This is a genomic window from Streptomyces melanosporofaciens (assembly GCF_900105695.1).
Taxonomy (GTDB): domain Bacteria; phylum Actinomycetota; class Actinomycetes; order Streptomycetales; family Streptomycetaceae; genus Streptomyces; species Streptomyces antimycoticus.
The window spans coordinates 6,921,469-6,941,258 of sequence record NZ_FNST01000002.1; the positions used below are offsets into that span (position 1 = coordinate 6,921,469).

Genomic DNA, 19,790 nt, shown 5'->3' on the forward strand with positions numbered 1-19,790 from the left:
GAGGGGAAGGAGCCGCCGGACACGGGATCGGTGGCGAGTGATGGGCAGGTGATCACTTGGGGGTGCGGGAGGCACCCCCGTAGGAGGTCTCCTCCTCGATGGTGCCGCCGAACTCGTCCCGGAGCGTCTCCATGTTCTTCCGGGGCGAGGACGACAGCACCCAGCGGTTGCCGACCAGATAGACCCCGCCGTACATCTGCGCGGTCTCCAGCCAGTCGCGCTGGTTCTCGGCGGTGACGAAGTCGAGGAAGACGAACTTGCCCTTGGCGGTCCTGCAGACGGCCTGGCGGTAGTCGTCCACCTTGGTGGTGAACTGCGGCTCGCAACCGGCGGCCGAGGCGAGCTGCTCCACCCGCGCGGCCTTGGGCGCGGGGCTCGCGCTCGGCCGGGCGGCGTTCCCCCCGGTCTCCGCCTTGGCGTCCGCCTTACCGTTCCCGCCCCCGCATCCGGCGACGGTCAGCAGCGCGCCCACCGCCGCCGCGACCGCCATCGCGCGTACGCCGTGGCGGCGCGGGGGGCGATCGGCGGTCCGGAGCGGGTGCCGGGCGCCGGCGTCGGCGGAGTCGTACATAAATGGCCCTCTCGCATCGGATCCGGTCGCGGCTGCGTCCATCGCATCTACGGATACGCAGGGGCGGGGCCGATCGTTCACCCCCCTCGCACCCTTCCGCGCCCGGCCGGGTGCGGACCGGCGCGGCCGGGCTGTCCTGACCCTTGACAGCCAGGTCGGATGCTGGATTACTGGACCGCGCCCGAACGGTGACCGAATGTTCGGTCGGCAAGCGGAGGTGGTGGACGGCCCATGGCGGAATCCCTGAGCGTGGCTCCGCTCGACGACGCCGAGCGGATGAGCCCCGAGGAACTGAGGGCGCTCCAGCTCACCCGGCTGCGCGCCACCTTGCGCCATGCGTACGACCATGTCGAGCTGTACCGCAAGAGGTTCCGCGAGGCCGGGGTCGGCCCCGAGGACTGCCGCACCCTGGAGGACCTGGCCCGCTTCCCCTTCACCACCAAGGCTGATCTGCGCGACAGCTACCCCTTCGGGATGTTCGGCGTCGAGCAGAGCGAGGTGCGGCGGCTCCACGCCTCCAGCGGCACCACCGGCCGTCCCACCCTCGTCGGCTACACCGAGCACGACCTTGCGGTCTGGGCGGAGGTGATCGCCCGCTCGATCCGCGCGGCCGGTGGCCGTCCCGGCCACAAGGTGCATATCTCCTACGGCTACGGCCTGTTCACCGGCGGCCTCGGCGCCCACTACGGCGCCGAGCGACTCGGCTGCACCGTCATCCCCGCCTCCGGGGGCATGACCGCCCGGCAGGTGCGGCTCATCCAGGACCTCAGGCCCGAGATCATCATGATCACGCCCTCGTATCTGCTGACGCTCCTGGACGAGTTCGAGCGCCAGGGCGTCGATCCCCGCTCCACCTCCCTCCAGGTCGGCATCTTCGGCGCCGAACCCTGGACGGAGGAGATGCGCCGGGAGATCGAGGAGCGCATGGACATCCACGCGGTGGACATATACGGGCTCTCCGAGGTGATGGGCCCGGGGGTGGCCCAGGAGTGCGTGGAGACCAAGGACGGGCTGCACGTCTGGGAGGACCACTTCTACCCGGAGATCGTCGACCCGCTCGGCGACGCGGTACTGCCCGGCGGCGAGGAGGGGGAGCTGACCTTCACCACCCTCACCAAGGAGGCGCTCCCCGTCATCCGCTACCGCACCCGCGATCTGACCCGGCTGCTGCCCGGCACCGCCCGCCCCGCCTTCCGGCGCATCCAGAAGATCACCGGCCGTTGTGACGACATGCTCATCGTGCGCGGGGTCAATGTCTTCCCCAGCCAGGTCGAGGAGATCGTGCTGCGGGTCCCGGCGGTGGCCCCGCACTTCCAGCTCGAGCTGACCCGGCGCGGCCGGATGGACCATATGACGGTGCGGATCGAGGCCCGCCCCGGCGCCGGTCCCGAGCAGCGCGCGGCCGCCGCGGGGGCGATCGCGCGGGGGGTGAAGGACGGGGTGGGGCTCACGGTCGAGGTGGCGGTCGTGGACCCGGAGACGCTGGAGCGCTCCGTGGGCAAGATCCGCCGGGTCAGGGACCGGCGGACGGAGAGCTGAGCACCGCCCCGGCCGCTCCAGCCGTGGACGGGACGTGGCGTCCGGGACGCGGCGCCCGGGAGGGCCCGGAGCGGAAGGGCTCAGCGCGCCAGTTCGAGGGCCGGGATCTCCTGATGCAGGGGCAACCGCCCCCCGCAAACGGTCGCCTGGGCCTGTGCCGCGACCCGGCGCCGGTCGTCCGCGTCCCGCATCGGCCGCAGCGCACGGTGCACGGTCACCCGCACCGTGAGCCCGTCGGCGCGCAGCACCCGGCGCAGCGAGGCGCCGAAGTCGTCCTCGCCGACGAAGGCGGCCACCGTGGTCAAGGCGCCGTGCTGGACGTACTCCAGGGTCACCGGACGCACCGGCGCGCCCGCGTCCAGCGCGGCCTGGAAGGTGGCCCGCCGGAAGCTGCCGCCCGTGCCCGAACACCAGGTGATGCCCTGGGGAAAGGCCATCACCGACTGGCCATCACGCATGCGGGCCGCCATCTCCCGTACGGTGTCGGGGAGTTCGCGCAGCGAACCGCGGTCGATGTACAGCGTGCCCGCGCGGGTGGCCAGCGAGCCGATCAGCGGCCAGCCCGCGATCTCCCGCTTGGCCAGCATCACCACGGGCTCCACCGCGAGCAGCGCGAGGATGTCCAGCCAGGAGATGTGGTTCGCCACGACGAGCGTGCCGGTGCCGCCGGGCGCGCTGAGCGTGCTGTCGCCCGTCACCTCCAGCCGGATGCCGAGGGAGTCCAGCAGTGTCGCCGCCCGCGCCCGCAGCGTCTCGGGCTCGGCGATCCGCCGACCGGACAGCATCGCGCCCATCACCGCCCGGACGAAGACCGCGGCCCGCCGGGCGCCCCGGGTGGCCGGGACGCGGTCGGCGGCGTGGGAGACACAGCCGGGAGTGCACGGGGACCAGCCCGCCCAGGCGTGTTCGGGCAGACTCATCGCGGCCGTGTCGGTCACTGGGATTCGCCGAGGAAGTAGCGGCGGTAGCGGTCGTTCATCCGCTCGGTGTCCAGCAGCACGAAGAAGTCGGCGTCGTTGAAGGCCCGGTCGTGCTGCGGGGAGCCGCACATCCAGGCGCCGACCCGCAGATAGCCGCGGAGCAGCGGCGGCAGGTCCGCGTAGCTGGGCTCGCCGTCCAGCGGCCGTGAGGGTATCCACGGGTCGAGCGGGTGGACCCGCATCTCGGCCGGGGCGGCGTGCTTGGTGGTGCCCAGCAGCCAGGCGTTGGCGGCCGCCCCCTCGCCCTCGGCCAGCGGCACCGAGGCACAGCCCGCGAGATAGCGATGGCCGGACAGCAGCACATAGCGGGCCAGACCGGCCCACATGAGGTTGATGACCGCGCCCGTGCGGTGGTCGGCGTGGACACAGGCCCGGCCGGTCTCGACCATGGACGAGCGGACCTCGGTCGGAAGGCCGCGCAGATCGAACTCGGTGTCCGAGTAGAGCCGCTCGCTGCGTCCGGGGGGAAGCAGCCGGTAGGTGCCGACCACGGTGCCCGTCGCCGTGTCCGTGACGATCAGGTGGTCCATGACCTCGTCGAACTCGTCCACGTCGCGGCCGTCGACCGCGGCGTCCAGCCGGCCGCCCCTCTCCTCGCCGAACACCTGGTAGCGCAGCCGCTGCGCGGCGTGGATCTGCTCCTGGGTATGGGCGATCGAGGTGACGTACGAGCTGGTGGGCGCCGTCGTCGAGGACGTCGTGAGCACGGACATTCCTGTTCTCCGTTCAAGGGAAGTCAGGAGCGGTGGGGACTGGGGAAGAGCGGAAGAAACGCCTCACTCGCCGTGCGGTGCGCTGAGGCGGCGCGCACCGCAGGTGTTCACCAGTCTTGCCGTGGCGACGTACGTCACAGTGTCCGTGTGGTGATTCGGCGACTGCCAGTCGATGACGAACACATGCCGCTGGTCGGCCCGTGGTTACGGAGCGGTAGCGCCGGTGCCGCCGTTGTCATCGGTGCCGGAAGTGGTCCGGAGCGGGAAGCCCAGTGAGTGGGCGGCGGTGGCGGGCGTGGGCTGGGACCAGTAGTCGCTGACGGCCTGGGCCGAGGACAGGGAGCGAGTTTCGGCCAGATCCAGATAGAGGACGCCGTCGAGATGGTCGGTCTCGTGCTGCACGATCCGCGCGGGCCAGCCGGTGAACTCCTCGTCCAGCTCCCGACCCGACTCGTCCTGCCCGCGCAACCGGATCCGGTCCGGGCGGCTGACCACGGCCTGCCAGCCGGGGATGCTCAGACACCCCTCGAAGAACGCCGCCCGGCCGTCGCCGACCGGTTCGTAGGCGGGATTGACCAGCACCCGGTACGGCTGCGGCACCCGGCCGCGCACCTCCCGCACCTCGTCCGCCACCTCCGCCGGGTCCTCGATCACCGCAAGCCGCAGCGGCACACCGATCTGCGGGGCAGCGAGCCCCACCCCGGGCGCGGAGTGCATCGTCTCCCGCATCGCCGCCAGCAGCCGGTCGAGCTGATCCGCGGCGAGCTGGCCGTCGTACGGCAGGGCCGGCTGCCGGAGGACGGGGAGGCCCGCGGAGATGATCGGCAGCGGGCGGGTCCCGGAGAGCAGTTCGTCGACGAGCTCGGACACGGTGGTGGTCGGCATGGGGACAGCCTGACAGACGATCACCGAGGGCGTGGCCGGTGCGCAAGTGGTGGGTGCTCACCAGCGGGTGCTCACCATCGGACAAAAGGTGAACAGGGCACCGATGGGGGCCGTAGACGCCGATGAGTCGCCGGGAACATCCCACGCCCCCGCGGCTCGGCCGAGTCCTCCCGGCTCGGTCGCTGCCGCCCCGCGGGGCTCCCCCCGTTGTGCACGGCGGGGCGGCAGCCCTTCCCGCCACCCTCGCCCGTTATGTCGTTTTCGCCGTAGGTGTGCGGGTACCCGCTCGCCGCACGGGCCCCGGAGGAGGGGTGAAGGGAGGGCGGATGACCAGCCACGATGACCTGCCGCTCGCGGATTACGACCATCTGCCGCTCGGCGCCCTGCGGCACCGCATCCGCGCCCTCACCGAGGAGCGGCTGCGGAAGCTGCTGGAGTACGAGCGCTCCCACGCCGACCGCCTTCCGGTCGTCGAGGTGGTCACGGCGCGCCTGCGCCAGCTGGAGGGCGGCGCCACCCCCTCGCCCGGCGAGCCGGGCGCCGAGCCGCTCCCCGAGCGGCCCGATCCGCCGCGCGGCGGATCGCCGGTGACGCCGCAGACGGCGGCCGAGCCGAGCCCGCCGCCGCGCCACGGCCACCCCGGACACCCGGGGCAGGCGGAGTGAACCGCTCGCACAAGCCCTCGGAACCCAGGGGCGCTCTCCCCGGCCCTACTCGGCCCGTGCCTCCGGCAGCAGCCCCCGGATGTCGCTCGGCAGCACGCCGTAGAGCTTCTCCATCAGCTCCGGGTCCACGGCCGAGTCCAGCACCTCGAAGAAGGCGGCCGCCTCGCGCAGCGCCTCCTCCTCGGTGTGCTCGGTGCGCCAGGCGACCCGGCCCGCGAAACCGGTGAGGTCGAACCGCTCGCCGTGGTCCCGCCGGTGCGCGCGCTCCTCGGGTGTGCCCTCGTGTGCGGCGGCGACCCGCCGCAGGGGCTCGCCCGCCTCCTGTGGCAGCTGTGCCGCCATATGGTCCGCCAGCCCGCCCGGGATGCGCTCGGCGAGGGTCTCGAGCGTCGCCCGTATCGCCCGCTCGGCCGACTGCCGGTCGGGGAGCTGGGCCCGGGCCTGGACCAGGCCCGTCAATTCTTCGTAGCGCATGGTCGGCGCTCCTCGTGGTCGGATGCCCGGCTGCTGTGCCGAGTGCCCCGTGCCGTTCGCTCAAACCGTCGTCGGGTGCCCGGTCTCCGGGGTCTCCTCCCGCGCGGCGAGCAGTGGTCCCAGCACCCGGGTGCCGGGTCCGGTGCGCCCGCCGGGGCCCGGGAGCTGGGCGGTGTTGCCGACCGTCAGGGGCTCCCCGCAGCGGGCGCACGCGGACACCGGCGTGGTGTCCCGGCCGCAGCCGAGATGGCGGATCCGGGCCGGCGGCCCGGCGGGGCCCGCGTACCAGCGGTCGCCCCACTCCATCAGGGCGAGCAGCACCGGATAGAGCTCCTCGCCCTTCGCGGTGGCGCGATAGTGCTCACGCGGCGGCCGCTCCTGGTATCGCTCCCGGACCAGCACCCCCTCCTCGACCAGCCGGGACAGCCGGGCGGCCAGAACCTTCCGCGATATGCCCAGGTCATGGGCGAGATCGTCGAAGCGGGTGACCCCGGTGAGCACATCCCGCATGATCAGCGCCGTCCAGGCGTCGCCGAACAGATCGGTGGCGCGGGCGATCGAGCAGGCCACATCGGCGAGCGGAGTACGGGTCATGACACAACCCTAGCCGAGTTCCCTGAGGGAACTTAAAAATGTTAGGTTTCCTCGGGGAACCGGGCGAGCCCGTCCGGCCCACCCCAGGCACCGGTGAATCCGCGAATCCGCGCACCCGTGAGGGAGAAGACGATGGCCGCCGCCCCGCACATCGAACTGGACTCACGGTCGCCGGAGGCCGTCGACGGCCGACAGATCCGGGCCGTCACCTTCCAGGACAGCCGCCTGGAGTACGTCCGCACCACCCTCGAGAGCGCGGACCTCTCCGCGCCCGGAAGCCGCGCCGTGGTCGTGGGCAGCGGCCGCGGGCTGCTGGCCCGCGGGCTGGCCGGGCTCGGCTTCGACGTCGTCGCCGTCGACCCCTCCGCCACCGCGACCGAGATGGCGCGCGAGGCGGGTGACGGCGAGTACCCCGGAATCGAGTACCGCACCGCGCCCGCCGAGCAACTCGGCCTCGCCGACGGCGCGTTCGACCTCGCCTACTACGCGGACACCTTCGAGATCACCTCGGAGCTGGACCGGGTGCTCGCGGAGGCCGCCCGGGTGCTGCGGCCCGGCGGTGTGCTGATCTACGACACCGTCAACCGCACCTTTCTCTCCCGGCTGATCTACCTCGGCGCCTTCCAGCGCGTCCCGATGACCCGGATCATGCCGGCCGGCCGCTACACGGCTGCGCGGCTGCGCACCCCAGCCGAACTGACCGCCGCCCTGGACCGGCAGGGGCTGCGCAACGAGGACATCTGCGACTTCAAGCCCAAGGACCCGCGCAGCCTGGTCAAGGCCACCATGGCGCGCCGCAAGGGGCAGATCAGCGATGAGCAGATCCCGCCGATCGTCGACTTCGTCCTGGCCCCGGACGCCCGGCCGCTGGTCACCTACCTCGGCTACGCCCGCAAGGGCTGACCCGGCGAGCCCGGCAGTCCACCCGGGTGGCATGGGCGCACACTGGTCGCTGTGACGCGTAAGCGCAGCGCCGGACTCCTGCTGTACCGCGGTGCGGGCCCGGCGGGCCCGGCCATTGAGGTGCTGCTCGCCCATATGGGAGGCCCGTTCTGGGCCGCCAAGGACGCGGGCGCCTGGACCGTGCCCAAGGGGGAGTACGACGAGGACGAGACCCCGGAGGCCGCCGCGCGCCGGGAGTTCGAGGAAGAGCTCGGCGTGCCCCCGCCCGGCGGCGAGCCGATTCCGCTCGGCTCGGTGACGCAGACCGGGGGCAAGGAGGTCACCGTCTGGGCGCTCGCGGGCGACCTTGACCCGGAGCGGATCACACCCGGCACGTTCGCCATGGAGTGGCCGAAGGGGTCCGGCCGGATGCGGGAGTTCCCCGAGATCGACCGGGTCGCCTGGTTCGGCCCGGACGAGGCCCGCCGGAAGATCGTGACGAAGCAGCGGATCTTCCTGGACCGGCTCGAGGAACTGCTCCAGAGGGCGGACGGCGCGGGGGCCGGGGACTGAACGGAAGGCGCGGCCCCGGGGAGTGGACGGGCGGCGCGGGCCCCGGGGGTGACCGGACGGACGGCGCGGGCCCCGGGGGCGCCTGATCGGGGCCCGCGGCCGTCCGCCCTCAGGTCACCCCGTTCCTCCCGTTCCGCAGCGGACCGTGGCCGCTCCCCAGTCGGCGTGGTCATGCGCGTTGCCGTCGCCGCCGTCGGTGACCCGCAGCCGGAGCCGCTGCGCGCCCTCGACGTCGGCCTTCACCGCCACGGCCGCGTCCGAACCGCGCACCGTCTCACCGCGGTACACCCGCTCGCCGTCGGCGTAGACCTCGAAGACCACGCTGCCGTCGGCCCCCACCTCGTCGTCCACGCCCGTGTCGGCCGTGAAGGACGAGCAGTTGCCGCCCAGGAAGACCTCGACCGTCGCATCGGCGTGGGTGCCGAGGCCGCGCTCGTAGGTCGTGCCGCCGACGGTCAGGGTCTTGCCGTCGCCGGGGGCGGACTCGCCGTTGCTGTGGTCGCGTTCGACCGGGCCCCAGCCGTTGTCCGCGGTGAGGAAGTCGAGCGTGGACAGCGCCACGTCGCCGCGCGGTGGGGGAGGCGTGCCGTCGATCTCGGCCGACGCCGAGCCGCTCACCCGCGCGCCACCGGCCGAGGTCGCGCGGACATCGGCCACGGCGGGCCGCAGGCCGTCCGGGGTGCCCTCGCCGCGGGTGATCTCGGTCCGTACGGTCGCGGTACGGCCCGCCGCGAGGTCGCCGACGTCGAGGGTGCCGGGCGCGGCGGTCCACCCCTCGGCCAGGCCGAAGGCCGCCGTGACGTCGCGCAACGGGGTGTCGCACGGGTTGGTGACGGTCAGCTCGGCCGAGGTGGAGCCGCCCGCCGCCACCGTGGTGTCGGCGGCGGTGAGCTTGGCCTCGGGGGCGCAGACCACCGGGCCGTGCGGGGTGCCGGTGCGGGCCTCGGCGCCGGTGAGCGGGCGCAGCCGCAGGGTGTAGGCGTACTCCTTGGCGGGCCGCACCTGGTACTCGGGCAGCACGGTGTGGAACGTCTCGCTCACCCCGCTCACCGCGTGGTCCAGGTGCAGGGTGTTGCCTCCCGGGTCCTTGCGGAGGGCGAACGGGTAGGCGGCGCGGTCGATCCCGGTGTAGGGGGTCACCCCGGCCGAGAAGTCCCCCGACACCAGGAGCCCGCCGCTGCCGTCGGACAGCGAGGCCCAGCGGACGTCCTCGTGGTTCCCGTAGTCCTGTGGCTTGGTGTATCCGGCGAACTGATCGTCCACGTCCGTGGAGTACACCCCCACGGGGGCGCCGTCCTTACGGTCGTTGTAGTTCTCCTGCGGCCCGCGCCCGTACCAGCTGAACCGGTCGTAGCGGTCGGGTATGCGCAGCGAGAGCCCGATGCGGGGCAGATAGGGCACCTTGCGCGCCGCGCCCCGGGCCTCCACGCGGTGGTCGAGGCGCAGCTCCCCGGTGCCGCTGACGGTGTACCGCAGGGTCTGGGCGAACGAGGAGTCCTTGACGCCGGGCGCGGCGGCCGAGGAGGGCACGGTGACGACGACCTCGCCGTTCCGCTCGTCCACCGTGACCTTGCCCGGCTTCGTGCGCAGCCGGTCCAGGCCCGCCTCGCGCCAGGGCCCCTCCTCGGAGCCGATCTCATTGCTGAGCGGGGCGCGCCAGGCGTCCAGTTCGGGGCCGGAGCCGAGCAGCTCCCGGCCATCGGACTTCATGGAGACGAGTTCGCCACTGGCCCGGTCGAAGCCGTACGAGAAGCCGTCGCCGGTGACCGTAAGGCGGTCGCCGGAGGTGGTGGCCTTCGCCTTCCCCGGTGCCCGCGCGGGTGTCGTGCCCGCGAGTTGGCGGCCGCCGATGTCGAACTGCTCGACCGAGACCCGGTGTCCGGCCTTCGCCCAGGCGGTGTCCGCCGCCTGCACCGCCTCCACGGTCAGCTGCCGGTCGGCGTCCTGGGGGTTGGCGGGCGGCTTCGGCAGCTGGAGGGTGCTCCGCTCACCGGGGGCGAGACCGAGGCCGCGGCTGCCCTGGGCGAGGGTGCGGGCGCCCTCGGTGACGCGCCAGCGCAGCCGGAGGTCGCCGGTGCCGGTGAAGGACCGCTCGTTGCGCACCTCGATCCGCCCCGCGCGGGCCTCGTCGCCCGAGATCCGGATCGGGGCGTGGACCGCCGCCATGGCGCGGGCCTCGGGCTGGACGGTGCGGTCGGAGGAGACCACCCCGTCGACCCCGCCGGTTCCGGCGCCGTAGGACAGGAAGTCCCCCTTACGGTCGAGCCGGTCGAAGTCGAGCGCGAGCACCGCGTCCCCGCTGGGGTCGGCGGCGAGCTGATCGGGGCTCAGCGCCTTGTGATAGACGCGGACCTGATCGACGGTGCCGTGTGCCATCCGGGTGCGGATGTTCTCCTGGTCGGTCTCCGGGTTGCGGCCGATGTTCACCGGCTGCGCGGAGAAGCCGACTGCCCCGGTCCAGTCGGCCGACGCGGTCTGCTTCCCGTCGACGAGCAGCCGGAGCGTCCGGCCGTCGAAGGTGCCCGAGACGCGATGCCATGAGCCGTACCAGCCCTCGGGGACATCGGCCGCGACCGTGTGCCAGTCGCCGTCGCCGTAGACGAAGAACTCCAGGGTGTCCTTGTCGCGCATCTTCAGCGCATAGCTGTGGTCGCCCTTGGCGATCATGGTGAAGGAGCCGGTCCAGTCGGCGGGTTTCACCCAGGCGTCCAGGGTGAGCGCGTCCGAGACCGCGTCCAGCTTCGGGTCGCGGTAGACCTCCACGAAGTCGTCAAGACCGGACAGCTCCAGTGCCTTGCCCCGGTGGCCCGCCACCAGGTCGGGTTTTCCGGAGACGTAGGACAGGATGTCGTTGCCGGAGGTGTCGGGGGTGGTCAGCAGGGGCTGGGTGATGTTCTGCTCCGCCCAGTCCCATATGTAGCCGCCCTGGACCTGGGGGTACTTGCGTACGACATCCCAGAACTCGCGGAAGTTGCCGAGCGAGTTGCCCATGGCGTGGGCGTACTCACCCATGACGATGGGCTTGGTGGTGGCCTTCGCCTTCTCCTCCAGGCCCGAGGGGGAGGGGTAGCGCGGGCCCCACACATCGGCGAACGGGGCGTCGCCGTCCGGGCTGTTGGGCTGGTGGTAGACCGGCCGGGCCGGGTCCTCGCGGTCCAGGAAGTCGGCCATCGCGTAGTGGGCCTTGCCCAGTCCGGCCTCGTTGCCGGTGTCCCACATCAGCACGCTGGGATGGTTCTTGTCCCGTTCGTACATCGCCGTCAGGCGGTCCATGAACGCGGCCTGCCACTCGGGCCGTTCGGCCAGGCAGTCGTCCGGGCAGGCGTCGTGGTGATGGGTCTCGATGTCCACCTCGTCGTCGATCCACAGACCGCGTGTGTCGGCCTGTTCGTAGAGGTAGGGGTCCGAGGGGTAGTGGGAGGTGCGCACGGAGTTGACGTTGAGCCGCTTCATCAGGGAGACGTCCGAGGCGGTGCGCTCACGGGTGGCGTGGCGGCCGGTGCCGGGGTCGGTCTCGGAGCGGTTGACGCCCTTGATGAGGATGCGCTCGCCGTTGACGAGGAGCTGTCTGTCCTTGATCTCGATCTTGCGGAAGCCCACCGGCTGGGCCGTGGTGTGGGTGACCGTGCCGTCCGCGTCGGCGAGCCGGACGACGAGGGTGTAGAGATTCGGCGTCTCATCGGTCCACTTGGCCGGATTGGCCACATCGGCGGTGAGGGTCGTGGACCCGCTGCCGTCGGCCACCGTCCCCGACATCGTTGTCACCTTGTGCCCGCGCCGGTCGTAGAGCGTACCGAGGACCTTGCGCTCATCCGTGGCGCGCCGTGGCCCCTTGGCGGCCACGTCGACCTCGGCGGTCAGCCGGGCGTCGCGGTACCGGGCGTCCAGATCGGTCTTGACCGTGATGTCCCGCAGATAGGTGGCCGGGGTGGAGTACAGCCCGACCGAGCGGAAGATGCCCGAGAAGCGCCACTGGTCGTAGTCCTCCAGATGCGCCCCCGAACCCCAGCGGTGCACCTGCACCGCGACGGTGTTGCGGCCCGGGTGCAGCCGGTCGCTGATGTCGAACTCGGCGGGGGTGTAGCCGCCCTGGTCATAGCCGGCGTAGGAGCCGTTCACCCACAGCAGATAGCCGCTGGTGACGCCCTCGAAGCGCAGAAACGTCCGCCGCTTCTCCCAGCTCTTCGGCAGCTCGAAGGTCTTGACGTAGGCGCCCGTGGGGTTGACGTCATGCGGGACCTTCGGGGGAGCGTCCGGATACATCTCGGTGGGGATGTTCCGGAACACCGGATGGTCGAGACCGTCCGTCTGCCAGGTGTGCGGCACGCTCACACTGCGCCAGCCGCTGCGGGAGGTGTCATAGCCCTCGGTGAAGAAGTCCTTCGGCGCCTCCTCGGGGCGGTCGGACATATGGAGCTTCCAGGCGCCGTCGAGCGAGGCGGTCCAGTGGCTCCTGGAGCCGCCGTCGAGGGCGTCGGCGGTGTCGGTGTACGGGGTCAGCCGCGCATGGGCGGGCTCCTGGCCGACCGAGGTGACCTCGGGGTCCTCCAGCAGCTTGTAGACATCCGCGGGCGGATCGGGGGGATTCGCCGCTGCCGCCGGGGCGGCGGGGGCGGCGAGTGCGAGGGCCAGGGCGAAGGCGGCGAGCCGGGAGATCCGGGCCGGCCGGGATTTCCGGGGTGGCCGGGAGAAGCGGGGGAGGAGGAGACGACGACGGAGGCGTCGGGACATCTGGTGGTCCACCCTTCTGTGGGTGTGGAAAACGCTCCAGAGTGAACAGGCCCGCACATTAGCCAACGTGTCCTCTCGCGCCAAGATGTTCCGACCGACTCACCGTCGGCCGGGCGCGGCTACCGTGAAGAGAGTGAGGGCCGTGCGGAATGCCGCGCCGGGCGCGGTGAGGCCGACGGAGGCACCGTGGGTATGGAGAGCGCGAGGAGTACGGAGTCCCTGCCCCAGCTGCGACTGGACGAGCTGCTGGAGGAGCTGCAGCTGCGCATCGACGGAGTGCGCGGCACCCAGGACCGGGTGCACAGCCTGCTGGAAGCCGTCCTGTCGGTGGGCCGGGAGCTGGATCTTTCGCATGTGCTGCGGAGGATCGTCGAGGCGGCCGTGGTGCTCGTGGACGCCGAATACGGCGCGCTGGGGGTGATCGGCGAGGACCAGCGGCTGGCCGAATTCCTGCCGGTGGGCATCGACAAGGACCGGATCGAGGCGATCGGGCATCTGCCGTCCGGCCACGGCCTCCTGGGGGAGCTGATCCGCCACCCCCAGCCGCTGCGGCTCGGCGAGCTCTCGGAGCATCCGGCCTCCTACGGCTTTCCGCCGAACCATCCGCCGATGGGCTCCTTCCTCGGGGTGCCCATCCGGGTGCGCGACGAGGTCTTCGGCAACCTCTATCTCACCGAGAAGCGCGGCGGTAAGGAGTTCGACGGCGAGGACGAGACGGTGCTGTCCACCCTCGCCGTGGCCGCCGGAGTGGCCATCGAGAACGCCCGGCTGTACGAGGAGGCCCGGCACCGCCAGCGCTGGCTGGAGGCGAACGCCGAGGTCACCCACAGCCTGCTGTCCGGAGTGGACGAGACGAGGGTCCTGGAGCTGATCGTCGAGCACGCCCGCCGGATCCTCGCCGCCGATCTGGGCGTGCTGATGCTGCCGGTGGCCGGCACCGACGAACTGCAGGTCGCGCTGGCGGCGGGGACCGACGCCGAGGCCCACCGCGGTCTGGTGCTGCCCCGCCGGGGCACCTTCGGCGGTGCGGCCTTCACCGCCTCCGAGCCGGTCACCAGCACCGACGTCCAGAACGACCCGCGGATCACGGTCGGCCCGCAGCGCTGGGATGGGCTCGGCCCGGCCGTCGCGGTCCCGATGCGCACGAGCGACGGAGTGGGCGGAGTGCTCTCGCTGGCCCGCATGGCGGACAGCCCCGCCTTCACCCAGATCGAGACCGACACCCTGCTGGGCTTCGCGGGCCAGGCGGCCATCGCGATGAAACTGGCCGAGCGGCGGCGCGACGCGGAGCAGCTCGCGCTGCTGGAGGATCGCGACCGGATCGCCCGCGATCTGCACGACCTGGCCATCCAGCGGCTCTTCGCCGCCGGGATGACGCTGCAGTCCACGCTGCGCTTCGTCCAGCACCCGGAGGGCTCCGAACGGCTGCTGCGGGTGGTGGACGACCTGGACGACACCATCAAGATCATCCGCTCGACGATCTTCGGGCTGCGCTCGCACGAGGCGGGCCCCGCCGTCCAGGGGCTGCGGGTCCGTACCGCCAAAACCATCGAGGAGGCCGTGCCCGCGCTCGGCTTCACCCCCTCGCTGCGCACCGAGGGCCTGGTCGACACCGATGTGCCGCGCACCGTCGCGGACGACATGGTCGCCGTCCTGGCCGAGGCGATGTCGAACATCGCCCGGCACGCACGGGCCGACGCCGCCGAGATCTCGCTGGTCGTGGCGGCCGGGCGGCTGACCCTCATGGTCACGGACAACGGGATGGGCATCCCCGAGGGCGGCCGTCGCAGCGGACTGCGGAACATGGCCGAGCGCGCCGAGAAGCTCGGCGGTGAGCTGGAGCTCGCCGAGCCGCCGGGCGGCGGCACCCGCCTGGTGTGGGGCGTACCGCTGCCGGAGCGGTAGGCGTAGGCGGTGGGCGTGTCCGTTGCGGGGGCGGTGGGCGTAGGCGGTGGGCGTGTCCGTTGCGGGGGCGGTGGGCGTAGGCGGTGGGCGTGTCCGTTGCGGGGGCGGTGGGCGTAGGCGGTGGGCGTGTCCGTTGCGGGGGCGGTGGGCGTGTCCGTCGCGGGGGCGGTGGGCGTGCCGCCCTGGTCGTGCCGGCTCAGCGGCCCCCGTCCAGGGTCTCGGCCGCCCCGCTGCGCGGAGTGGCCGGCCCGACCGGTCCGTAACCCAGCCGGATCAGCATCTGCACATGGCCCGGCGTCCGGTGGGCGTCGCTCAGCGACCACCGCAGATCCGACCACTCCAGCGCCTGGTGCAGCAGGGAGGCCCGGACCGTGTACGACGTCGCCAGCAGCAATACGTGTTCCAGCGCCTGCCCGGCCCGCAGCCAGTCGGTGCGCCGGTCCTGGTCCGTGGCCAGCACGGCGATGGCCGGATGGCTCTCGAACGCCGCGGCGGGCGCGTCACCGCCCCGGCGGCCGTCCGGCGCCGGGCCGAGGTAGTCGCGCATCGGCAGCCGCCCGGTGACGTCCCGCGGCCCGAGCGCGGCCGCCGGGATGCCGTACGGCCCGATGTCGCGGACCCAGTCGCGGCTCTCGGCGAGCCGACGCGGATCCCCCGAGGTGCGCCGCTCCGCCTCGGCGGTCAGCCGCAGCAGCCGTGAGGTCTCCTCGGGGCCCGCCAGCCACAGCGTGGCCCCGTGCGCCCGCGCCGCCTCCGCCAGTTCGTACAGCACCCGTGGCGGCAGCCGGCGCCCGGAGAAGGGGGAGCGGCTGCTGTGCCGCCGCCAGATGACGTCGTACAGATCGTGGTCCGGGGCGCCGTGCGGGGCATCGTGCCGGTCGCCGTGGTGCCGGGCAACGTGCCCGGCGCCGTCGTGGGGCGACGCGGCCAGGCGCACCGTGGCCAGCAGATCGGGCTGCGACCGGTACGGCAGCAGCCGGACCACCGGTTCCCAGCCGAAGTGGGCCACGGCGACCCGCAGATTGAACACGGCGGCCCCGGCGGAGACGCTCAGGGCCCGGCCCATCGGATCGGCGTACCGCAGCGCCCGCTCGGGGGCGGCCCGGACCTCCAGCGTGACGGTGTCGGGGTTCAGCCGATAGCGCCACGGCTGGGTGTTGTGCATCGACGGGGCGGCCACGGCCGCGGAGATGAGCTTCTCCAGGATCGCCGCGTCGAGCATTGCGGGCTGCATGGGGTCTCCTCGCCGGTGGGCCGTCAGTGGTGGTGGGCCGTCAGTGGTGGTGGGCCGTCAGGATGGGGGCGGTCGAGGGCTACGGACGGGTCTGTGCGGCTCCGGGCCCGGGTCATCCCGGGTGGTCGTCGGCGGGGGGCGGGGCCGAGTGGGTCGCCAGCACCGCCGCCTGGATACGGCGCTCCACGCCCAGCTTGGCCAGCAGCCGGGAGATGTGGTTCTTGACCGTCTTCTCGGACAGGAAGAGCCGCTTGCCGATCTGCCGGTTGGTGAGTCCGTCGCCGATCAGCACCAGGATTTCCCGCTCGCGCGGGGACAGTCCGGCCAGCACCTCGTCCCTGGGCTCCTGCGGGGCGGTGTCACCCCGCAGGGTGCTCATCAGCCGGGCGGTGGTGGCCGGGTCCAGCATCGACTGGCCGGAGGCGACGGTGCGCACCGCCGAGACCAGGTCCGACCCCTTGATCTGCTTGAGCACATAGCCCGCCGCCCCGGCCATGATCGCGTCCAGCAGCGCATCGTCGTCGTCGAACGAGGTCAGCATCAGACAGGCCAGATCCGGCATCCGGGAGCGCAGCTCGCGGCAGACCGTGATGCCGTCCCCGTCCGGCAGCCGGACGTCCAGGATGGCCACATCGGGCCGCAGCGCCGGGCCCCGGGCCAGCGCGTGGTCCACGGTTCCCGCGTCGCCGACCACCTCGATGTCCGGTTCCGCGTCCAGGAGATCGTGCAGTCCGCGCCGGACGACCTCGTGGTCGTCGAGTACGAACACCCTGATCGGTGTCGCCGGTGTCGCCGGTGTCGCTCGTGTCTCGGTCATGGGCTCTCGCACTGTTCGTCCGCCGTCCGCCCTGCCCCCGGTGGGAATCGTGGCGCAGCAGGTCAGGGCGGTACCAGGGCCGAACGGGCCCCCAAGGGGGCTGCCCGGCCCTCGTCCCGCCCTCCCCGCGCGTGCGACGGTCGCGACATGGGCACGGAAGTGCGGGGGCGGCGGACGTGGCGGTGGCGTCGCAACCCGCTCAGACGCCGCTCGGATGTGATCGAGGCGTGGGTCGTGCTGGTCACCGGCCTGGTGATGGCGGTCGGCGGCCCGGCGGCGGGGGTCGCCGCGGGCACCGCCGTGGACGCGTCGCTGCGGCAGGAGCGGGCGGACCGGCACCGGGTGCCCGCGGTCCTGAAGGAGGACGCGCCCGTCGCGCAGCCCGCCGGCGACGGGTCCACCACCGGCCAGGTGCGCGCGATCGTCCGGTGGACCGGCCCGGACGGCACCGTCCACACCGGCACGGCCCGGGTCCACGACGGCAGCAAGGCGGGCACCGCCACCGAGGTCTGGACCGACGACCGGGGCCGCATGGTCCAGCGGCCGCCCACCCCCGAGCAGATCGCCACCCGCGCGGTGCTCGCCGGAACGTCGGCCGCGGCGGGCGTGGGCGCGATCTCGCTGGCCGGACGCGGTGTGGCGCGCTGGCGCCTGGACCGCGCCCGCACCCAGGAATGGGGCCGCGCCTGGGCCGAGGTCGGCCCCCGCTGGAGCCGCCACATCCGGTGACGAGCGGTCACGTAGCGCCGTGTCGGGCGGGTCTTTCGCGGGTGTGACATCGGTGGCTGACGCTGCGCGGGCCCGTGGCATCCGGGGCCCGGGTGCTTCCCAGCGGCGCCGGGCCGCCGCATCCGGCGAGGCCCGATCACCAACCGCCGTGGCCGGCCGGTCTTGGCGCGTGCGGCATCGGCGGTACGCCGCCGGGCGGCGTCCGGCGGCGGATGCCCCCAGCGGTTGCTGGGGGGCGTCGCGCGCCGCTGCGCCGCCCCAGGGGCAGATCGCCGCCGCGGCGCGGGACGTGGCGTAGGAGACGTCTCCTCCGTCGTCGTGCCGGGCGCGCCCTCGGTGACGGTCCCAGCCACGGTCCCAGCCACACCGCCGGGGGCCTCCCGGCGCGGCCGGGCGCGCCCTCCCGCGGCCCCGACCTCGCACGGCCCGCCGACGCACCGCGGACCTACCGCCGCTGGGCCGTATGAGGCGCGGCCGTGAGTTGGTTGTCGAAGTCGACCACGCCCTCGATCGCCCGGATGAGACGGGCCGCCGCCGGGATGAGAACGGCCTCCTTGACCCGTCCCGTCAGCGTGACCACGCCCTCGTTCACGCTCACCCGGACGGTTTCCCCCGCCGCCGGGAAGAGATGGGCCACCACCTCGCGGCGCACCTCCTCCTCGATGTCGTCGTCCGGCCGCAGAAATACCTTCAGCAGGTCCGCGCGGCTGACGATGCCCTCGAGGCGGCCCTCCTCGTCCACCACCGGGAGCCGTTTGACCCGCTTATGGGTCATGATCCGCGCGGCCTCGGCGAGCGTCGCGCTCGCGTGGACGGTGATGGCGGGGGTCGTCATCAGCTCATCGGCCGTTACCGCGCCCGCCTTGGCGACACCGGGAAGGTCGGGCAGCTGCGCCACCCGCGCCGGATCGCTGTCGCGGAACTCCTCCTTGGGCAGCAGATCCGCCTCCGAGACCACGCCGATGACCCGGCCCTCGCCCTCCAGCACCGGCAGGGCGCTCACCCTCCACTGCTCCAGCGTTCTGACGATCTCCTTGAACGGCGCTTCGCGGCCGACGGCGACGACGGTATGGGTCATCACATCGCTCACAATGTGCGCACTCCGGGGCACGGCATCCTCCTTGGGTCACGCTGCCTGTCTTCCGCCCGCCTCGCCGCCGGCCGCCAGCCGGTGCTCGATCCGGTGGCGCACCCGCCCCGCGAGCCCGGCCAGTCCGGCGGAGGTGGCCGGCCGGGGCGGGACCGGGTGGCGGATCCGCCGGGCGTGCGGCGGCAGCCCCGCGAGATCGGTGGCGAACCGCCGCCGCGCGCGGTCGAGGGTGTCGGGGGCCCCGGTGCGCCTGCCCTCCCGCATCACGGTCTCCAGCAGTGGCGCGCCGCCGCCCGGCGGAAGCTCGTCGCGTTCGCCGATCACATCGGCGTAGCCGGCGCGGCGCCAGACCTGCTTGGTCCCGGGGGCCGTGGCCTTGGCCGAGGACAGTTTCATCACCGGGGTCCCGTCGTAGGCGACCAGCTTGTACGCGGTGTCGAGGGCGGCGGCGTCGGCCGACACCCCCATCCGGGTGCCCACGGCGAAGACATCGATCGGCGCGCCCGCGTGGACCAGCTCCTCCAGGGCGTACTCGTCGAGCCCGCCGCTCGCCACGATCCGCACCTCGGGCAGCCCCGCCGCGTCGAGGATCCTGCGCGCCCGCACCGCCTGCTCGCCCAGATCGCCGCTGTCCAGCCGGATGGCGCCGGTGGGCCCGGATTCCAGCTCGCGCAGCACCCGCGCCGCGGTGGCCACTCCGGTCGCCGTGTCGTAGGTGTCCACCAGGAAGGTGACCGGGCCGGGATGGGTACGGGCGAACGCGCGGAACGCGGTCTCCTCGTCCGGGAACGCCTCGATATACGCATGCGCCATCGTCCCGCCGGCCTCGATCCCGTACGCGGCGGCCGCCGCCACATTGCTGGTCGCCGTGAACCCGGTCATCGCGCTCAGTCGCGCCGACTGCATCCCGGCCCAGGGGCCGTGGGTGCGGCGCAGCGAGAAGTCCACCACCGGGCGCCCCTCCGCGGCCAGCACGCACCGGGCCGCCTTGGAGGCGATGGTGGTCTGATGGCTCAGCTGCCCCATCAGATACGTCTCGACAAGCTGCGCCTGCGGCAGTGGCGCGGTCAACTCCAGCAGCGGCTCCCCGGCCAGGACGAGCCGCCCCTCGGGCACTGCCCGCACCTCGCCGTCGAAGCCGAGCCCCAGCAGGGGTTCGAGGTCCTCGGACGGACGGTGCATAGCCGCGGCGAACGCCGCCACGTCCTCGGGCTCCACGCGAAAGCCGGCCAGAAAGTCCAGCGCCGGCTCCAGGCCCGCGGCGACCAGGAAGCCCCGCTCGGGCGGCAGCCCGCGGGCGTAGAGGTCGAAGGTGGCCGGGCCGGTCATGCCCTCGCGCAGATACGACAGGGCCATCGTCGCCTCGTAGAGGTCGGTGGTCATCGCCTCCGACACGTCACTCTCGCCT

At 73.0% G+C, this 19,790-nt stretch carries 17 protein-coding genes; 6 read left to right on the forward strand and 11 right to left on the reverse strand.

The genetic code is table 11. The features are described 5' to 3' along the window. Positions 1–52: 52 nt before the first annotated feature. Positions 53–571: a hypothetical protein gene (locus BLV72_RS32930; RefSeq protein ID WP_093466915.1), complete on the reverse strand. Its 519-nt coding sequence runs from the start codon at positions 569–571 to the stop codon at positions 53–55. 231 nt (positions 572–802) lie between these two features. Between BLV72_RS32930 and paaK the strand changes: the two genes are divergently transcribed. Continuing rightward, positions 803–2,110 carry a phenylacetate--CoA ligase PaaK gene (gene paaK, locus BLV72_RS32935; protein ID WP_093466917.1) on the forward strand — a complete coding sequence of 436 codons (1,308 nt, stop codon included), beginning with the start codon at positions 803–805 and terminating at the stop codon, positions 2,108–2,110. Between the two features lie 80 nt (positions 2,111–2,190). Here the strand turns inward: paaK and BLV72_RS32940 are convergent, their stop codons facing one another. From BLV72_RS32940 to BLV72_RS32950, 3 genes are all read right to left on the reverse strand, one after another. Then, the gene (locus BLV72_RS32940; RefSeq protein ID WP_244321129.1) at positions 2,191–3,030 is read right to left on the reverse strand and encodes a lysophospholipid acyltransferase family protein; all 840 of its coding nucleotides are present in this window, start codon (positions 3,028–3,030) and stop codon (positions 2,191–2,193) included. 14 nt (positions 3,031–3,044) lie between these two features. After that, positions 3,045–3,803 (reverse strand): GNAT family N-acetyltransferase, encoded by a 759-nt coding sequence (locus BLV72_RS32945; RefSeq protein WP_093466921.1) that lies wholly within the window; start codon positions 3,801–3,803, stop codon positions 3,045–3,047. 204 nt (positions 3,804–4,007) lie between these two features. Next, positions 4,008–4,688, reverse strand: a complete 681-nt coding sequence (locus tag BLV72_RS32950; RefSeq protein WP_093466923.1) for a peptide deformylase — start codon at positions 4,686–4,688, stop codon at positions 4,008–4,010. Between the two features lie 326 nt (positions 4,689–5,014). Between BLV72_RS32950 and BLV72_RS32955 the strand changes: the two genes are divergently transcribed. Then, positions 5,015–5,353: a DUF8129 domain-containing protein gene (locus BLV72_RS32955; RefSeq protein WP_093466925.1), complete on the forward strand. Its 339-nt coding sequence runs from the start codon at positions 5,015–5,017 to the stop codon at positions 5,351–5,353. 45 nt (positions 5,354–5,398) lie between these two features. On the opposite strand, the gene BLV72_RS32960 is transcribed toward BLV72_RS32955, so the two are convergent. Next, complete coding sequence (locus BLV72_RS32960; RefSeq protein ID WP_093466926.1) at positions 5,399–5,827, reverse strand: DUF2267 domain-containing protein; 429 nt, start codon at positions 5,825–5,827, stop codon at positions 5,399–5,401. Positions 5,828–5,887: 60 nt separating this feature from the next. Next, a complete protein-coding gene (locus tag BLV72_RS32965) occupies positions 5,888–6,421 on the reverse strand; it encodes a winged helix-turn-helix transcriptional regulator (protein WP_093466928.1) in 534 nt (177 codons plus the stop codon). 132 nt (positions 6,422–6,553) lie between these two features. Between BLV72_RS32965 and BLV72_RS32970 the strand changes: the two genes are divergently transcribed. Together BLV72_RS32970 and BLV72_RS32975 are read left to right on the forward strand one after the other, a co-directional pair. Further along, positions 6,554–7,324 carry a class I SAM-dependent methyltransferase gene (locus tag BLV72_RS32970; protein WP_093466929.1) on the forward strand — a complete coding sequence of 257 codons (771 nt, stop codon included), beginning with the start codon at positions 6,554–6,556 and terminating at the stop codon, positions 7,322–7,324. Between the two features lie 51 nt (positions 7,325–7,375). Then, on the forward strand, positions 7,376–7,876 hold the full coding sequence (locus BLV72_RS32975) for an NUDIX hydrolase (protein ID WP_208905806.1): 501 nt from the start codon (positions 7,376–7,378) through the stop codon (positions 7,874–7,876). A 114-nt stretch (positions 7,877–7,990) separates the two neighbouring features. On the opposite strand, the gene BLV72_RS32980 is transcribed toward BLV72_RS32975, so the two are convergent. Continuing rightward, complete coding sequence (locus BLV72_RS32980; RefSeq protein WP_093470688.1) at positions 7,991–12,607, reverse strand: glycoside hydrolase family 2 TIM barrel-domain containing protein; 4,617 nt, start codon at positions 12,605–12,607, stop codon at positions 7,991–7,993. A 192-nt stretch (positions 12,608–12,799) separates the two neighbouring features. Here BLV72_RS32980 and BLV72_RS32985 point away from each other — a divergent pair, with 192 nt between their 5' ends. Then, positions 12,800–14,512 carry a GAF domain-containing sensor histidine kinase gene (locus BLV72_RS32985; RefSeq protein WP_093466932.1) on the forward strand — a complete coding sequence of 571 codons (1,713 nt, stop codon included), beginning with the start codon at positions 12,800–12,802 and terminating at the stop codon, positions 14,510–14,512. Positions 14,513–14,708: 196 nt separating this feature from the next. Here the strand turns inward: BLV72_RS32985 and BLV72_RS32990 are convergent, their stop codons facing one another. Then, on the reverse strand, positions 14,709–15,746 hold the full coding sequence (locus BLV72_RS32990; RefSeq protein WP_093466934.1) for an Acg family FMN-binding oxidoreductase: 1,038 nt from the start codon (positions 15,744–15,746) through the stop codon (positions 14,709–14,711). Between the two features lie 112 nt (positions 15,747–15,858). After that, entirely contained in the window at positions 15,859–16,563 is a 705-nt protein-coding gene (locus tag BLV72_RS32995) for a response regulator (RefSeq protein ID WP_014056799.1), read from the reverse strand. Positions 16,564–16,710: 147 nt separating this feature from the next. Here BLV72_RS32995 and BLV72_RS33000 point away from each other — a divergent pair, with 147 nt between their 5' ends. Continuing rightward, the gene (locus BLV72_RS33000) at positions 16,711–17,292 is read left to right on the forward strand and encodes an Rv1733c family protein (protein WP_093466935.1); all 582 of its coding nucleotides are present in this window, start codon (positions 16,711–16,713) and stop codon (positions 17,290–17,292) included. 445 nt (positions 17,293–17,737) lie between these two features. On the opposite strand, the gene BLV72_RS33005 is transcribed toward BLV72_RS33000, so the two are convergent. Both BLV72_RS33005 and BLV72_RS33010 read right to left on the reverse strand, forming a co-directional pair. After that, positions 17,738–18,370, reverse strand: coding sequence for a CBS domain-containing protein (locus tag BLV72_RS33005; protein ID WP_425288410.1), 633 nt, complete (start codon positions 18,368–18,370; stop codon positions 17,738–17,740). Between the two features lie 48 nt (positions 18,371–18,418). Continuing rightward, positions 18,419–19,777 (reverse strand): nicotinate phosphoribosyltransferase, encoded by a 1,359-nt coding sequence (locus tag BLV72_RS33010; RefSeq protein ID WP_093466938.1) that lies wholly within the window; start codon positions 19,775–19,777, stop codon positions 18,419–18,421. Positions 19,778–19,790 lie beyond the last annotated feature (13 nt).